This is a genomic window from Aliiroseovarius sediminis (genome assembly GCF_022678485.1).
Taxonomy (GTDB): domain Bacteria; phylum Pseudomonadota; class Alphaproteobacteria; order Rhodobacterales; family Rhodobacteraceae; genus Aliiroseovarius; species Aliiroseovarius sediminis.
Map to the genome: position 1 here is coordinate 90,040 of NZ_JALBYP010000021.1, position 14,008 is coordinate 104,047.

Annotated in this window: 16 protein-coding genes; 13 read left to right on the forward strand and 3 right to left on the reverse strand. The window is 59.9% G+C overall.

Annotated features, from left to right (window positions below):
• Nucleotides 1-144: 144 nt before the first annotated feature.
• Together MN186_RS02840 and MN186_RS02845 are read left to right on the forward strand one after the other, a co-directional pair.
• A complete protein-coding gene (locus MN186_RS02840; RefSeq protein ID WP_242111374.1) occupies nt 145-717 on the forward strand; it encodes a DUF305 domain-containing protein in 573 nt (190 codons plus the stop codon).
• 28 nt (nt 718-745) lie between these two features.
• A complete protein-coding gene (locus MN186_RS02845) occupies nt 746-1,561 on the forward strand; it encodes a MauE/DoxX family redox-associated membrane protein (protein ID WP_338024980.1) in 816 nt (271 codons plus the stop codon).
• A gap of 84 nt (nt 1,562-1,645) precedes the next feature.
• Here the strand turns inward: MN186_RS02845 and rplI are convergent, their stop codons facing one another.
• The 3 genes from rplI to rpsF are packed head-to-tail and all read right to left on the reverse strand — an operon-like array spanning nt 1,646 to nt 2,888.
• Nucleotides 1,646-2,272, reverse strand: a complete 627-nt coding sequence (rplI, locus tag MN186_RS02850) for a 50S ribosomal protein L9 (protein WP_242111375.1) — start codon at nt 2,270-2,272, stop codon at nt 1,646-1,648.
• 12 nt (nt 2,273-2,284) lie between these two features.
• Nucleotides 2,285-2,512, reverse strand: a complete 228-nt coding sequence (gene rpsR, locus MN186_RS02855; protein ID WP_068246410.1) for a 30S ribosomal protein S18 — start codon at nt 2,510-2,512, stop codon at nt 2,285-2,287.
• A 19-nt stretch (nt 2,513-2,531) separates the two neighbouring features.
• Nucleotides 2,532-2,888 (reverse strand): 30S ribosomal protein S6, encoded by a 357-nt coding sequence (gene rpsF / locus MN186_RS02860; protein ID WP_242111377.1) that lies wholly within the window; start codon nt 2,886-2,888, stop codon nt 2,532-2,534.
• A gap of 308 nt (nt 2,889-3,196) precedes the next feature.
• On the opposite strand from rpsF, the gene MN186_RS02865 reads away from it, so the two are divergent.
• From MN186_RS02865 to MN186_RS02915, 11 genes are all read left to right on the forward strand, one after another.
• Nucleotides 3,197-3,841: a hypothetical protein gene (locus tag MN186_RS02865; protein ID WP_242111379.1), complete on the forward strand. Its 645-nt coding sequence runs from the start codon at nt 3,197-3,199 to the stop codon at nt 3,839-3,841.
• Between the two features lie 137 nt (nt 3,842-3,978).
• Entirely contained in the window at nt 3,979-4,923 is a 945-nt protein-coding gene (fabD, locus tag MN186_RS02870; protein WP_242111380.1) for an ACP S-malonyltransferase, read from the forward strand.
• 59 nt (nt 4,924-4,982) lie between these two features.
• Nucleotides 4,983-5,720 (forward strand): 3-oxoacyl-[acyl-carrier-protein] reductase, encoded by a 738-nt coding sequence (gene fabG, locus MN186_RS02875; protein ID WP_242111381.1) that lies wholly within the window; start codon nt 4,983-4,985, stop codon nt 5,718-5,720.
• A gap of 211 nt (nt 5,721-5,931) precedes the next feature.
• A complete protein-coding gene (locus MN186_RS02880; protein ID WP_242111383.1) occupies nt 5,932-6,165 on the forward strand; it encodes an acyl carrier protein in 234 nt (77 codons plus the stop codon).
• Between the two features lie 219 nt (nt 6,166-6,384).
• Nucleotides 6,385-7,647: a beta-ketoacyl-ACP synthase II gene (gene fabF / locus MN186_RS02885; protein ID WP_242112694.1), complete on the forward strand. Its 1,263-nt coding sequence runs from the start codon at nt 6,385-6,387 to the stop codon at nt 7,645-7,647.
• Nucleotides 7,647-8,807: an endolytic transglycosylase MltG gene (gene mltG, locus MN186_RS02890; RefSeq protein WP_242111384.1), complete on the forward strand. Its 1,161-nt coding sequence runs from the start codon at nt 7,647-7,649 to the stop codon at nt 8,805-8,807. Before fabF ends, mltG begins: the two co-directional genes overlap by 1 nt.
• 182 nt (nt 8,808-8,989) lie before the next feature.
• Nucleotides 8,990-9,340: a permease gene (locus tag MN186_RS02895; RefSeq protein WP_242111385.1), complete on the forward strand. Its 351-nt coding sequence runs from the start codon at nt 8,990-8,992 to the stop codon at nt 9,338-9,340.
• Nucleotides 9,267-10,616, forward strand: coding sequence for a DNA-packaging protein (locus MN186_RS02900; protein WP_242111388.1), 1,350 nt, complete (start codon nt 9,267-9,269; stop codon nt 10,614-10,616). The genes MN186_RS02895 and MN186_RS02900 overlap by 74 nt, the downstream gene beginning before the upstream one ends.
• Before the next feature lie 196 nt (nt 10,617-10,812).
• A complete protein-coding gene (locus MN186_RS02905; RefSeq protein ID WP_242111389.1) occupies nt 10,813-12,006 on the forward strand; it encodes a phage portal protein in 1,194 nt (397 codons plus the stop codon).
• Nucleotides 12,007-12,022: 16 nt separating this feature from the next.
• On the forward strand, nt 12,023-12,595 hold the full coding sequence (locus MN186_RS02910) for an HK97 family phage prohead protease (RefSeq protein WP_242111390.1): 573 nt from the start codon (nt 12,023-12,025) through the stop codon (nt 12,593-12,595).
• Nucleotides 12,596-12,629: 34 nt separating this feature from the next.
• Nucleotides 12,630-13,847 carry a phage major capsid protein gene (locus MN186_RS02915; protein WP_242111391.1) on the forward strand — a complete coding sequence of 406 codons (1,218 nt, stop codon included), beginning with the start codon at nt 12,630-12,632 and terminating at the stop codon, nt 13,845-13,847.
• The last annotated feature ends 161 nt before the right edge of the window (nt 13,848-14,008 follow it).

Consider the following 14,008-nt stretch of genomic DNA (forward strand, 5'->3'; position numbering starts at 1 on the left):
GCTTAGCTTATAGGTGCCGAACCGGTCATGAGATAGAGCGATCATCGATGATCGGCGATGGCGTGCTGATTTCGCGTGGCCGTGTTGCATGGAACCATCGGGCTGCGTTTGCGTTGAGTTGAAGAACATCAAAGGAGGCCAGTGATGGTTGATCAAGCGGACACTAAACAAAACGAACCCCAATTCCGCGCCAAACAAGACCCATCACATAACGGCGGCGGGATGAAGGGTGGCTATGGCCGGTTTCTGGCGATGATCGCCACCTCGACAGTTGCGATGTTCGGGCTGATGTATCTTAACACCTACGCTATGGACCATGTTTTCTTCTCGCAGACCCGGATGTGGATGGCACTTTATATGGGTGGCATGATGGCGATTGTCATGCTGGCCTTCATGCTGGGCATGTATACGAACCGGACCGCCAACATTGCCATTTTCATCGGCGCGGTGATCGCGTTTGGATTAGGCGTGACACTGGTGCGGTCACAGGCGACGGTCGGGGATGTTGTATGGATGAAGGCAATGATCCCGCACCACTCGATTGCGGTTCTGACCAGCGAGCGGGCCGATATCTCGGACCCAAGGGTGCGCGCGCTGGCGGACGCTATCATCGAAGCACAGCGGGCCGAAATCGAGGAAATGAAACGCTATATAACGGATATTGAGACCAATGGAGACGCGCCGGCGGGAACGCCGCGCAAGACGCAGGCCGACTGATACAGCGTTCCTGATAAAGGAGGGTGCCATGACACTTGCACAAGACATTGACGGCCCGGAAATCGCACGGGCCAAAAGGCAAGGCGCAGGTCTTCGCGCCTCGGTTTACCGGATGGCGATGCCGGGGCATCTTTGCCCCTTCGGCTTGAAATCGAAATCGCTGTTGGAGCGGAAAGGGTATGTCATCGACGACAACCTGCTAACGACTCGTGAACAAGTGGATGCTTTTCAAGCCGCGCATGATGTAGACGAAACCCCGCAAGCTTTCATCGATGGCAAGCGGATTGGCGGCTATTCTGATCTGAAAGAGCATTTTGGCTATCGCGTTCTGGGCGAAGACGATACGTCCTATCAGCCCGTTATCGCGATATTTGCGGCGACGGCGCTGATGGCATTAGCGATTGTTCTTAACCTTTACGATGGATTTCCCATTCTGACGTGGCTCAAGTGGTTCTTTGCAACCTCGATGGTGGCGCTGGCCATCCAGAAACTGCGCGATGTCGAGGCATTCGTGAACGGATTTCTGGGCTATGATCTGTTGGCGCGCCGTTATGTGCCCTATGGTTACGCCTATCCTTTTGCCGAGCTTTACACCGGCGTTGGCATGATGGGGTTGATCGGCACTGGTAGCGCGTTGATTTGTTTGGTGGCGCCGGTGGGCATGTTCATCGGGACCATTGGCGCGATCAGCGTGATCAAGGCTGTGTATGTCGACAAACGCGAGTTGACCTGCGCTTGCGTGGGTGGTGGATCGAACGTGCCGTTGGGGGCGATTTCGTTGACTGAAAACCTGGTCATGCTGGGCATGGGTGTCTGGATGCTGGGCGTGTGGATGGCTGGCTAAGCCGTCAGGCACTGGCGGGCCGGTGGTGCAGAACGAAAAAGGCCGCCCCGGGGGCGGCCTTTTGTATACGCGGTGAGAAAGGGATCAAGCCTCTTTCTCGTCCTCTTCGGCGGCTTCTTCTTCGACAGCTTCGGCCAGATCTTCATCTTCCGATGCAGCGGCCCCGATGTCGTCGAACAGCTCGGCGATTTCAAACTCGGCTTCAGCCTCGGCTTCGGCGGCGAGTTCCTGGATCGATTTACCCGAGGCTTGCAGCTCGGCTTCTTCTGCCGAGCGGGCGACGTTCAGATCAATCTCGACCTCAACTTCGGGGTGCAGGACGACATGAACGACGTGCAGGCCCAAATATTTGATCGGAGCTTTCAGAGCGACCTGTTTCTTGTCGATCGAGAACCCGGCTTCGGTGGCGACATCCGATGCGTCACGCGGGGTGACCGAGCCGTAGAGTGCACCAGAATCCGATGCCGAGCGAATCACGACGAATTGTTCGCCGTCCAGCTTTGCGGCCAGAGCTTCGGCTTCTTTTTTGGTTTCCAGGTTGCGCGCTTCAAGCTGCGCTTTGCGGGCTTCGAAGGATGCGATGTTGGCGTCTGATGCCGACAGGGCCTTGCCTTGGGGCAAAAGGAAGTTGCGGGCAAAGCCCGGCTTGACGTCAACGACGTCGCCCATCTGGCCAAGCTTGGCCACACGTTCCAAAAGGATAACTTGCATGTTCAGATCTCCTTACTTCACGGCGTAGGGAAGCAGGGCGAGGAAGCGGGCGCGTTTGATGGCGCGCGACAGTTCGCGTTGCTTCTTGGCCGACACAGCGGTGATCCGCGAGGGGACGATCTTGCCGCGCTCGGAGATATAGCGCTGCAGAAGGCGCGTGTCTTTATAGTCGATCTTCGGCGCGTTGTCGCCCGAGAAGGGGCACACTTTGCGACGGCGGAAAAATGGTTTGGCTGCCATGGTTTAGATCCTTTCGAACTTAGCGGTCACGGCCACGGCGGTCGCCGCGTTCGTCACGCTTTTGCATTTGGATCGACGGGCCTTCGGCGTGTTCGTCAACCTTGATCGTCAGCGTGCGCATCACGTCATCATGCAGGCGCATCAGACGCTCCATTTCCTGAATGGCCGGTGCGGGTGCATCGGTCCTCATGAACGCATAGTGACCCTTGCGGTTCTTGTTGATCTTGTAAGACATCGTTTTGACGCCCCAATACTCGCTATCAACGACTTTACCGCCATTGTCTGCCAGCACGGTGCCAAAATGTTCGATGAGGTTCTCAGCTTGCGAATTGGACAAGTCCTGACGCGAGATGAAGACATGCTCGTAGAGCGGCATGTGAACTCCAGTTCTTTTTTCAAGCGCGCTTCAAAGGATGGGTCTTTACGCCTTTCCGCCACCCATCCACGAGAGGCCACGCGGTTCATAAACACACGGAAAGGAAGATGCCTTATACACGTCTGGCATAGCCGTGCAAGTGGTATCATGTGGTCTGTGGCATGGGCGAACTGGGGCGACAGGGGGGGCGATGAAGAATGCCTGCGAATGACCAGACCCGCGCCGTATTCCCGTCACAGTTGCGTGCGAGCCAAGTGGTTAAGGTTAAGATAACCGTCACAGCGTCGAGACAAGAAGGTGACACGACAATGCAAATCCAAATCCCGCGTGACAATGTTGATCAGAGCAGCCCGAACGGTGCGGCCCCCAAGGTGGCAGAAACGTCATGGGGCTATCGCCTTGGTGTGGCTGGGCGTGACAGCGGTTTCAAGCGGATCACTCATGCGGCGGGGCGGTTCGTCGGTTTGGTTTTGCTATTGGTGATTGCGGGTATTTGGTCCTTTGCGGCTTACGCATTTACGGATCCTGTGATGATGGCGATGAAACTGGGTCTGACGGGGCTTCTGTTTGTGGTTGGTTGGCTACTGTTTTGGTATGGCCGCGATGCGCGTCAGATCGAGGCGCAGTTTGATATCGAAAAAAGCGAACTTCGGATCGGATATCGCGATGGATTGAACCGGTTTCGGCAGGAAACGCGTGTGCCATTCTGCGATATCGGCTCTTTGCTTGTCCTACGAGCCAATGACGATAAGTGCGAGGCTGCTTTGTATGCCCGGATCGGTAGCGGCATGGACGCCTATGAAGTGATTGCAGGTGATGAAGAGACGCTGGAGCCCATTCAGCAACGCATGATGCTGGATCTGAGCGCTGCGCGCCGTCCACGACAGCCGGGCCGTCGAATTTCGCGGGTCAATGAGAATGCGGTTTCCCTTGCTCGATTGATGACGCAGTAAGGTCAGAAAGACGATGTGAGCCACACGGCGCGCGCCTTATCGGGCGGGCGCCGTTTCGCATTTGTGGCAAAGCGGATTGCGCCAAGGCCGACTGCGGGGTATGCCGTTGGGAAAACCAAATAGCGACAGGAGAGCCCATGAGCCGCGCATTCGTATTCCCCGGGCAGGGCGCCCAGACCATCGGGATGGGCAAGGCCCTTGCCGACGCATACCCAACCGCGAAGGCTGTTTTTGACGAGGTGGACGACGCGCTTGGTGAACAACTTTCAGCACTAATTTGGGACGGCGAGCAAGAGGCGCTGACACTGACGCAGAACGCGCAGCCTGCATTAATGGCGACCTCGCTTGCCGCGATGCGGGCGCTTGAGGCCGAGGGCGTCACGATCGACGCGGCGTCCTTTGTCGCCGGGCATTCGTTGGGGGAATATTCCGCGCTGGCCGCAGCTGGCACGTTTTCGATTGCCGATACGGCGCGTCTTTTGCGTGCCCGCGGCAAGGCGATGCAAGAGGCCGTGCCAGTCGGCGTCGGGGCAATGGCTGCTTTGCTGGGGCTGGATTTTGAGACTGCACAGCAAGTGGCGCTTGAGGCGTCGCATGATCAAGTCTGTCAGGCCGCCAATGACAACGACCCCGCCCAAGTGGTGGTGTCGGGCCATAAGGAAGCGGTGGAACGTGCGCTGGAGATCGCCAAGTCCAAAGGCGCCCGGCGTGCAGTGCTACTGCCCGTCAGCGCCCCATTCCACTGCGCCCTGATGCAACCGGCAGCCGAGGCGATGGCCGAAGCCCTGTCGCATGTCAAGATGGATCGCCCGCGCGTGCCGCTGGTCGCGAATGTGCGGGCCTCGGCGATTTCAGATCCGACTGTGATCCGGTCGCTTTTGGTCGAGCAGGTTACCGGGTCGGTCCGTTGGCGCGAAAGCGTGGCGTGGATGGCCGATCAGGGTGTGACCGAAATGTGGGAAATCGGCGCCGGCAAGGCGCTGTCCGGCATGATCCGACGCATTTCGAAAGATGTCACCACGCGCACGGTTGGGACGCCCGAGGAAGTTGCCGCTGCTGCCGAAGCGATCAACGCTGGATAATCGGATGGGGTGGCTGCCAATCGGTGCGGTTGCCGTAAAACTTTAGGAAGGATGATCAGATGTTTGATCTGAATGGAAAGAACGCTCTGGTGACGGGGGCGTCCGGTGGAATTGGCGGCGAGATTGCGCGCGTTTTACACAAGGCTGGCGCAACTGTCGCGCTGTCAGGCACACGCGTTGAGCCGCTTGAAGCGCTGGCGGCCGAGCTGGGCGAGCGGGCCCATGTGCTGCCTTGCAATCTGTCGGATGGTGCGGCGGTCGACGCGCTGCCCAAGCAAGCTGTCGAAGCAATGGGATCGGTCGATATTCTGGTCAATAACGCGGGCATCACGCGCGACCAGATCTTTATGCGCATGTCGGATGAAGAATGGGACAGTGTCATCAATGTCAATCTGACCTCGACCATGCGGCTGTGTCGCGGCGTGATGCGCCCGATGATGAAGGCACGTTGGGGTCGGATTATCAACATCAGCTCGATCGTGGGGGCAACTGGCAATCCCGGGCAAGTCAACTATGCCGCGTCCAAGGCGGGTATGGTCGGGTTGACCAAATCCATCGCCTACGAGGTCGCAAGCCGAGGTATTACCGCCAACTGTGTCGCACCCGGCTTTATTGCGACAGCCATGACCGACAAGCTGACTGACGATCAGAAGGATAAGATCAACACCCAAATTCCAGCCGCCCGGATGGGCACGCCCGAGGAAATCGCGGCCGCGGTCCTTTATCTTGCGTCGCCTGACGCCGGTTACACAACCGGGGCCACAATCCACGTGAATGGCGGTATGGCAATGTTGTAGCAGAATTGGGCAGTTGGTCACGTCTGACGACCAGCCTGATTGAAGATCGAAAGCGTTTGCCTATCTTATGCGATGTGCTATAGGCGGCGCATGTGTTCCCCCAACGCGCCTGTAAGGGTCGGGGAACCCGGCGTAACGCGCTGAAAACACAACGGCCCGTCCTGGGTCTATCGAAAAAGGCCATGTGCCTGAATAAACGTGAGGATTTATCATGAGCGACGTCGCAGATCGCGTGAAAAAAATCGTTGTTGAGCACCTGGGTGTGGAAGAGGACAAGGTTACGGAATCGGCCTCGTTCATCGACGACTTGGGCGCAGACAGCTTGGATACCGTTGAACTGGTCATGGCTTTCGAAGAAGAGTTCGGGATCGAGATCCCGGATGACGCTGCCGAGACCATTCAGACCTTCGGCGACGCTGTGAAATTCATCTCGGACGCTGTGTAAGACGTTCGTTGATATTTTGGAAAACGGCGCCTTTCGAGGCGCCGTTTTTCGTTTTCGGCCCGTAGTTTGACTGTTTCACAGGATGCGTTCCGCGATGGATTTTTGATCGGATTGGTTTTTTGCCGATCAGCAATGTCTTGATCGAACGCCTCTTGCCCCTAAACCCTTCGCCGCGCTATCAAGCGTGGGATGAAAGACTTCCTGAGAAAGGGCAGCATTATGCGTCGAGTGGTCGTTACAGGTCTGGGCATGGTTTCTCCTCTGGCGTGCGGGGTTGAGGAAACCTGGAAACGTATTCTTGACGGGCAATCGGGCGCTGGTCCGATCACCAAGTTCGATGCGTCGCGGGTCGCGACCAAATATGCTTGCGAAGTTCCGTTGGGCGATGGCACGGATGGCACGTTCAATCCCGATGACTGGATGGCGCCGAAAGAGCGCCGGAAAGTGGATGATTTCATCCTGTACGGGCTGGCCGCAGCCGAGATGGCGGTAAAAGATGCCGACTGGATGCCGCAGGACGAAGAAAGCCTGTTGCGCACCGGCGTCATGATTGGGTCGGGCATCGGCGGGCTGGCAACGATTGCCGAAACCTCGATCCTGTTGCACGAGCGCGGGCCGCGGCGGGTGTCGCCGTTCTTCATTCCCGGGTCGCTGATCAACCTGATCTCGGGCCAGGTGTCGATCAAGTTTGGCTTCAAGGGGCCAAACCATGCGGTCGTCACGGCCTGTTCGACGGGCGCACACGCGATTGGCGATGCCTCGCGCCTGATCCAGACGGGCGATGCGGACGTGATGATTGCAGGCGGGGCTGAGGCCGCGATCTGCGAACTGGGTATTGCCGGGTTCAACGCGTGCAAGGCCCTCTCCACTAAAGGCGGGGATGATCCGCAAGCCGCAAGCCGCCCCTATGACGTCGAGCGCGATGGGTTCGTCATGGGCGAAGGTGCGGGCGTTGTCGTGCTCGAGGAATACGAACACGCAAAGGCGCGTGGTGCCAAGATTTATGCCGAAGTGCTAGGCTATGGCCTGTCAGGCGATGCCTATCACATCACCGCGCCGTCCGAGGATGGCGATGGCGGTTTCCGTGCGATGCAAGCGGCCCTTGGCAAGGCCGGGCTGGAGCCGTCGGCGATTGACTACATCAATGCGCATGGCACGTCCACGATGGCGGACACGATCGAATTGGGCGCGGTTGAACGTCTGCTGGGCGATGCGGCAGAGAAAACCACGATGAGTTCGACCAAAAGCTCGATCGGTCACCTGTTGGGGGCGGCTGGTGCGGTTGAGGCGATCTTCTGCATCCTTGCGTTGCGCGATCAGGTCGCACCGCCGACGATCAACCTGGACAATCCGGCGGTCGAGCCGCGCCTGAGCCTTGCGGCCAACAAGGCCGAACCGCGTGAAATCAACACGGTTCTGTCCAACAGCTTTGGTTTTGGCGGCACCAATGCCAGCCTGGTCATAGGTAAGGTTGCGGACTGATGTGGCGCAATATCGCCTCGAACGCGCTGAGTCTGTTTATCGTCGTCATGATCGTGGCGGTGGGTGCAATTGCATGGGGCAAGAAGCAATATACTGATCCCGGACCCTTGGCGCAGGCAATCTGTCTTCGCGTTGAAAAAGGGTCGAACTTCTCGCGAGTTGCTGAAGATTTGAGCAATCAGAATGCGATCTCGAACGGGACGATTTTTCGGCTGGGGGTGGAGTATTCTGACAAGAAGTCTGCCTTGAAAGCCGGATCGTTTCTGGTCGAGGAAGGCGCCTCGATGCAGGAGATCGTCGATGTGGTGACACGCGGCGGTGCGTCGACCTGTGGCACGGAAGTGGTGTATCGGATCGGTGTTCTGACAGCGCAGGTCCGGGTGCGTGAGCTGGACCCGGCGACGCAGGAATACGAGGTGACGGCAGAGTTCATCCCGGCGGAACTGGATGGTCCGGCACCTGAGGTTTACACTAAGATGCGCGAGGAAAGCGATACGCGTTATCGGATTGCGCTGGCCGAAGGTGTGACCAGCTGGCAGATCGTGGACAGTCTGAACCGTGCCGATTTTCTGGCCGGTGACGTGAACGAAGTGCCTGCAGAAGGCACGTTGGCACCAGACAGTTACGAGGTGAAACCGGGTGCCGACCGTGCCGCATTGCTGGCGGACATGGCGGCTGCGCAGACAAAGATTCTTGCAGATGCCTGGGAAGCGCGCGCGCCCGATCTGCCCTATGCCAGCCCGGAAGATGCGTTGATCATGGCGTCGATTGTTGAAAAGGAAACTGGCGTGGCCGAGGAGCGGCGTCAGGTGGCCAGCGTCTTCGTGAACCGTCTGAACCAAGGGATGCGCCTGCAAACGGACCCGACGGTGATCTATGGCGTCACCAAGGGGCAGGGTGCGCTGGGTCGTGGGTTGCGGCAAAGCGAGTTGCGCTCGCAGACACCTTATAACACCTATGTCATCGACGGGCTGCCGCCCACGCCGATTGCGAACCCCGGCAAGGCAGCCATCGAGGCGGCGCTGAACCCTGATACGACGGATTACATTTTCTTCGTGGCTGACGGCAGCGGCGGACATGCGTTCGCCGAAACGCTGGACGAACACAATCGCAACGTCGCCAAGTGGCGCGAGATTGAAGCCGAACGCGCGAACCAGTGATTTCGTAAATAAACCATGACCTTGCCACGCGGTGTTGCGACCGGTCGGTTTGACAGAACGCACGGTCGCCCGTAGGTTCTGACATACGCTAGAAGACGTGACTCGAACGGCCTTGGGCATCCGCCCGGGGCCGTTTTTTCATGTCGCTCGTTCGGAGACGAGCATGAGAGGCATATAAAAAAATGACAATGATCACGCCCTTGGGGAAGGACGCGGCTTCGGACGAGTATCTGAAGATCGCGGACACGTTTTTTTTGCGTGTTTTGAAAGAGCTGGACCGTCAGTTGAGCGCGGCGGAACTGGCCAATTGCGAGACCACACCGGGCTTGGCGAAAGCCGTGACCGAGGTGCGCCGTGCCATGCAAACGGTATTTGAAGAAAGGAAACGTCTTGAACAAAGTGGAAGCAACGCCTTTGGCGGGGCCGGAGCGGTCGCACTCGACCTTGCTGAGGCCCGGGATGAAATCGGGCGCCGATTGGCTTGCCTGCGCGACGTCAGACGAGCAGGGGGCGTTCCTGAACAGCCTGAGTGATGGCGCCTTGGCGGCATTGCCTTACCTGTTCGAGTTTTGGGCGCTGGATCATCAGCTGCCCCCGGCAGGTGATTGGCGCACATGGGTTATCATGGGCGGGCGTGGCGCGGGAAAAACCCGCGCCGGGTCTGAATGGGTGCGCGCCGAGGTTGAGGGGGCTGGCCCCCTTGATCCCGGCCGTTCGCGCCGGGTCGCGCTGGTTGGTGAAACCATCGACCAAGTGCGCGAGGTGATGATCTTTGGGGAAAGCGGCATTCTGGCGTGTTCGCCGCCCGATCGGCGCCCGGAGTGGCAGGCGGGGCGGCGTCGGCTTGTCTGGCCCAATGGTGCGGTGGCGCAGGTTTTTTCAGCTTATGAGCCGGAAAGCCTGCGCGGCCCGCAATTTGATGCGGCCTGGGTGGACGAATTGGCCAAGTGGAAGAAGGCTGAGGATACGTGGGACATGCTTCAGTTCGGGTTGCGTCTGGGCAGCCATCCCCGGCAATGCGTGACCACCACGCCGCGCAATGTGGGGGTGCTGAAGGCGATTCTGAAAAACCCCTCGACCGTGACGACACAAGCGCCGACGGAAGCCAACCGGGCCTATCTGGCGCAGAGCTTTCTGGAGGAGGTGCGTGCGCGTTATGCCGACACGCGTCTTGGGCGGCAGGAACTGGACGGGGTCTTGCTGGAGGATACCGAGGGGGCGCTGTGGACGATGGCCGGCTTGGACAAGGCCCGTGTCGTCGGCGACCTGCCGGGTTTCGACCGCGTGGTGGTGGCGGTGGACCCGCCGGTGACAGGCCACAAGGGCTCGGACGAATGTGGGATCATCGTGGCGGGTGTCGTCGCGCAGGGCGCCCCGGGCGATTGGCATGCGGTGGTGTTGGAGGATGCCAGTGTTTCGGCTGCCAGCCCCTCGCAATGGGCCGAAGCTGCCTTGGAGGCGATGCGTCGTCACAAGGCGGACCGTCTGGTGGCCGAGGTCAACCAAGGCGGTGATCTGGTGGAAAGCGTGATCCGGCAGATCGACCCTGTGGTGCCGTTTCGCGCGGTGCGCGCCACGCGCGGCAAGTCTGCGCGGGCCGAGCCTGTGGCGGCGCTGTATGAACAGGGGCGGGTTGCCCATATGGGCGGTATGCCCGCGCTGGAAGACCAGATGTGCCGCATGACCCAGCAGGGCTTTGAGGGCAAAGGCAGTCCTGACCGTGTGGATGCACTGGTCTGGGCGTTGCATGAATTGATCGTGGAACCTGCCGCAAAATACCGCCGCCCGCAGGTGCGTTCGCTGGGTTAAACAGTTTTTTAACCTTGGCTGGCAGAGTGCAAAATATCGAAAGGCGGGGTCCTGAGCCCTACCAGCCCACGGGCCCCGCCTGACATCAACGAGACAGAATTTTCACCGACCGGTAGCGCGACACGCGTTTCGCCGGACGGGAGAGGTTTGCCGGGGGTCATCCCCGACTTGGACAGAACGCGAGGAGCACCAGCCGATGGTATTCGACTTTCTCAAGCGTGGCGATGCAGCGCATATGGCCACGCAGCCGACCGAAACCAAAGCGTCCGCGACCGGGCCGGTCATCGCCTATGGCGGTGCGGGCCGGGTGGCCTGGAGCCCGCGCGACGTGGTCAGCCTGACCCGGACCGGCTTTGCCGCAAACCCGGTCGGCTTTCGGTCCGTCAAGCTGATCGCCGAGGCCGCCGCCGCCCTGCCGCTGGTGCTGCAAGACGACCAGCAACGGTTTGACACGCACCCCCTGCTAGAGCTTTTGGCGCGACCGAACCATGCGCAGGGCCGGGCCGAACTGTTCGAAGCCTTTTTCGGGCAGCTGCTGCTGACCGGTAATGGCTATGTCGAAGCAGTGACCGGCGAGGATGGCACACCGACCGAGCTGCATGTGCTGCGCTCAGATCGAATGAACCTTGTGCCGGGGCCAGATGGTTGGCCGGTGGCCTATGACTATACAGTTGGTGCGCGCAAACACCGGTTCCATGTGGGTGAGGGGCTGTCGCCGATCTGTCATGTGAAGGCGTTTCATCCACAGGATGACCACTATGGCCTGTCGCCATTGCAGGCCGCTGCCACCGCGATTGACGTACATAATGCGGCCAGTCGTTGGTCCAAGGCGTTATTGGACAATGCAGCGCGGCCCTCGGGCGCCATCGTCTATAACGGCGCGGATGGTCAGGCCCAGTTGAGCGCGGATCAGTATGATCGCCTGCTGGCCGAGATGGAAAGTCACCATGTTGGTGCGCGCAATGCCGGACGTCCGATGTTGTTGGAAGGTGGTCTGGATTGGAAGCCGATGGGGTTCAGCCCCTCGGACATGGAGTTCCAGAAAACCAAGGAAGCCGCCGCGCGCGAGATCGCGCAGGCCTTCGGGGTGCCACCGATGCTGATCGGCATTCCGGGTGACGCGACCTATGCGAATTACCAGGAAGCCAGCCGGGCGTTTTATCGCCTGACCGTGGTGCCGTTGGTGTCGCGCGTGGCGGCCAGTGTCGGCCATTGGCTGGCGGGGTACTCGGGGGAACACCTGGTCCTGAAGCCCGATCTGGATCAGGTGCCGGCACTCTCTGCCGAGCGTGACCAGCAATGGCGCCGCGTGGCCGAGGCAAGCTTTCTGTCTGATGCCGAGAAACGCAGCCTTCTGGGTCTGCCGCCTGTCGCCTCTGACGACGTTTAACAATCGAGGAAAAGCCATGAGTGAATTTCAGCCCGATCTGGGGCTTGAGCATAAATTCGTCAAGCTGGGCGACACGTCCCAGGTCGACGATGGCATTCTGATCGAAGGCTATGCCAGCTTCTTCGACCAATGCGACACCGGCGGCGACATCGTGGCCCCCGGCGCCTATGGCAAATCGCTTCGGGCGCTGAAAGGGGTGGATCGTGGCGTGAAGATGCTGTGGCAACACGATCCGACCCAGCCCATCGGCGTCTGGGACGAGGTGCGCGAGGATGCCCGTGGCCTTTACGTTAAAGGCCGCATTCTGACCGATGTCGCCAAGGGGCGCGAAGCCGCTGCCCTGATTGATGCTGGCGCGATTGACGGGCTGTCGATCGGTTATCGTACCAAGCGGGCGACAAAGAACGACAAGGGCCAACGGCTTTTGACCGAGTTGGAGCTTTGGGAAGTGTCGCTTGTGACCTTTCCGATGCTTCCAACGGCGCGGGTGGGGGCCAAGGGCGATGTGCCGATGGCCGCAGACACCATCCTGCGTGAACTGGCGGCGTCGCTGAATGACGCGCGCCTCATGCTGGCCCGTAAATCCTGAGCCAGCGATCTGACCCCCTGAGAAGGACCCATTGATGAGCAAGACCGAGACGAAAGCTCAGGGCCAGTCGGCCGCGCCCACTGGCCTCAACCCGACCACCGAGGTGAAGACCGCGCTGGCTGGTTTCATGAGCGACATCAACGCGTTTCACGACGATATTTCCACCAAACTTCAACAACAGGAAGAGCGACTGACCATGCTGGATCGCAAATCACAAATCACATCCAAGTCCACCGGGGGCCGCCCGCATTTGGCCGCAGCTGCCGATCTGGATGCACCGCATCAGAAGGCTTTCGAAGCCTATGTGCGCGGCGGCGACGACGATGCGCTGCGGGGGCTGGAGCTGGAAGGCAAGGCGATGTCGTCGGCCGTGGCCGCCGATGGTGGATACCTGGTTGACCCGGTGACCGCCGACACCATCAAAGGTGTTCTGAACAGCGCCGCGTCGCTGCGCTCGGTTGCCAATGTGGTCAACGTGGAAGGCACAGCCTATGACGTTCTGATTGATCAGGGCGACCTGGTGACAGGCTGGGCGTCGGAAACCGCGGATTCGGTTGAAACCGGCACCCCCAAGATTGACCGCATCTCGATCCCGCTGCACGAGCTGTCGGCCCTGCCGAAAGTGTCCCAGCGCCTGCTGGATGACAGCGCGTTCGATATCGAGGGCTGGCTGGCGGGTCGTATCGCCGACAAGTTCTCGCGCGCGGAATCCGGGGCGTTCATCACCGGCGACGGGCTGGATAAGCCGGTCGGCATCCTGACCCACACTGCGGTTAGTAACGACAGCTGGACCTGGGGCAATCTGGGATACGTGACCACGGGCGAAGTGGGCGATTTCAACGCCACGACGCCAGCGGATTCGATCTTTGACCTGATCTATGCGCTGGGTGCGGATTACCGCGCGAACGCGGTGTTCGTGATGAACTCGAAAACCGTGGGGGCCGTGCGCAAGCTGAAGGATGCTGATGGCCGTTTCCTGTGGTCGGATGCGACCGTGGCAGGTGAACCTGCCCGCCTGATCGGCTATCCCGTGCTGGTTGTCGAGGATATGCCTGACGTGGCCCCCGACAGCTTCTCGATCGCGTTTGGGGATTTTGCGGCGGGTTATACCATCGCAGAACGTCCCGATACTCGCATCCTGCGCGATCCCTTCTCGGCCAAGCCGCATGTGCTGTTCTATGCCACCAAGCGCGTCGGCGGCGATGTCAGCGACTTCGCGGCGATCAAGCTTCTGAAGTTCGCGGTCTCGTAAGAGCCTGACCCCGAGACTCGCACGATGCCTTCGGGCGCGTGCGGGACCGGGCGCGCGCCGACCTCACCCCCGTGTTGTCTAGCTGCTCCCCCTCCGTCCGAGCAACGCGGATGGTGCGCGCCCACCCAATCCCTTTGACGTGAGGGGCCCGAATTTCGGAG

What these genes read in the sequence shown, in the direction of transcription:
- fabF (WP_242112694.1), top strand. Translation starts at nt 6,385, where the DNA reads ATGCGTCGAGTGGTCGTTACAGGTCTGGGCATGGTTTCTCCTCTGGCG.
- MN186_RS02880 (WP_242111383.1), top strand. Translation starts at nt 5,932, where the DNA reads ATGAGCGACGTCGCAGATCGCGTGAAAAAAATCGTTGTTGAGCACCTG.
- rpsR (WP_068246410.1), bottom strand. Translation starts at nt 2,512, where the DNA reads ATGGCAGCCAAACCATTTTTCCGCCGTCGCAAAGTGTGCCCCTTCTCG.
- rpsF (WP_242111377.1), bottom strand. Translation starts at nt 2,888, where the DNA reads ATGCCGCTCTACGAGCATGTCTTCATCTCGCGTCAGGACTTGTCCAAT.
- fabG (WP_242111381.1), top strand. Translation starts at nt 4,983, where the DNA reads ATGTTTGATCTGAATGGAAAGAACGCTCTGGTGACGGGGGCGTCCGGT.
- MN186_RS02905 (WP_242111389.1), top strand. Translation starts at nt 10,813, where the DNA reads ATGGTATTCGACTTTCTCAAGCGTGGCGATGCAGCGCATATGGCCACG.
- MN186_RS02910 (WP_242111390.1), top strand. Translation starts at nt 12,023, where the DNA reads ATGAGTGAATTTCAGCCCGATCTGGGGCTTGAGCATAAATTCGTCAAG.
- MN186_RS02840 (WP_242111374.1), top strand. Translation starts at nt 145, where the DNA reads ATGGTTGATCAAGCGGACACTAAACAAAACGAACCCCAATTCCGCGCC.
- MN186_RS02845 (WP_338024980.1), top strand. Translation starts at nt 746, where the DNA reads ATGACACTTGCACAAGACATTGACGGCCCGGAAATCGCACGGGCCAAA.
- MN186_RS02900 (WP_242111388.1), top strand. Translation starts at nt 9,267, where the DNA reads ATGAAATCGGGCGCCGATTGGCTTGCCTGCGCGACGTCAGACGAGCAG.
- MN186_RS02865 (WP_242111379.1), top strand. Translation starts at nt 3,197, where the DNA reads ATGCAAATCCAAATCCCGCGTGACAATGTTGATCAGAGCAGCCCGAAC.
- MN186_RS02895 (WP_242111385.1), top strand. Translation starts at nt 8,990, where the DNA reads ATGACAATGATCACGCCCTTGGGGAAGGACGCGGCTTCGGACGAGTAT.
- rplI (WP_242111375.1), bottom strand. Translation starts at nt 2,272, where the DNA reads ATGCAAGTTATCCTTTTGGAACGTGTGGCCAAGCTTGGCCAGATGGGC.
- mltG (WP_242111384.1), top strand. Translation starts at nt 7,647, where the DNA reads ATGTGGCGCAATATCGCCTCGAACGCGCTGAGTCTGTTTATCGTCGTC.
- fabD (WP_242111380.1), top strand. Translation starts at nt 3,979, where the DNA reads ATGAGCCGCGCATTCGTATTCCCCGGGCAGGGCGCCCAGACCATCGGG.
- MN186_RS02915 (WP_242111391.1), top strand. Translation starts at nt 12,630, where the DNA reads ATGAGCAAGACCGAGACGAAAGCTCAGGGCCAGTCGGCCGCGCCCACT.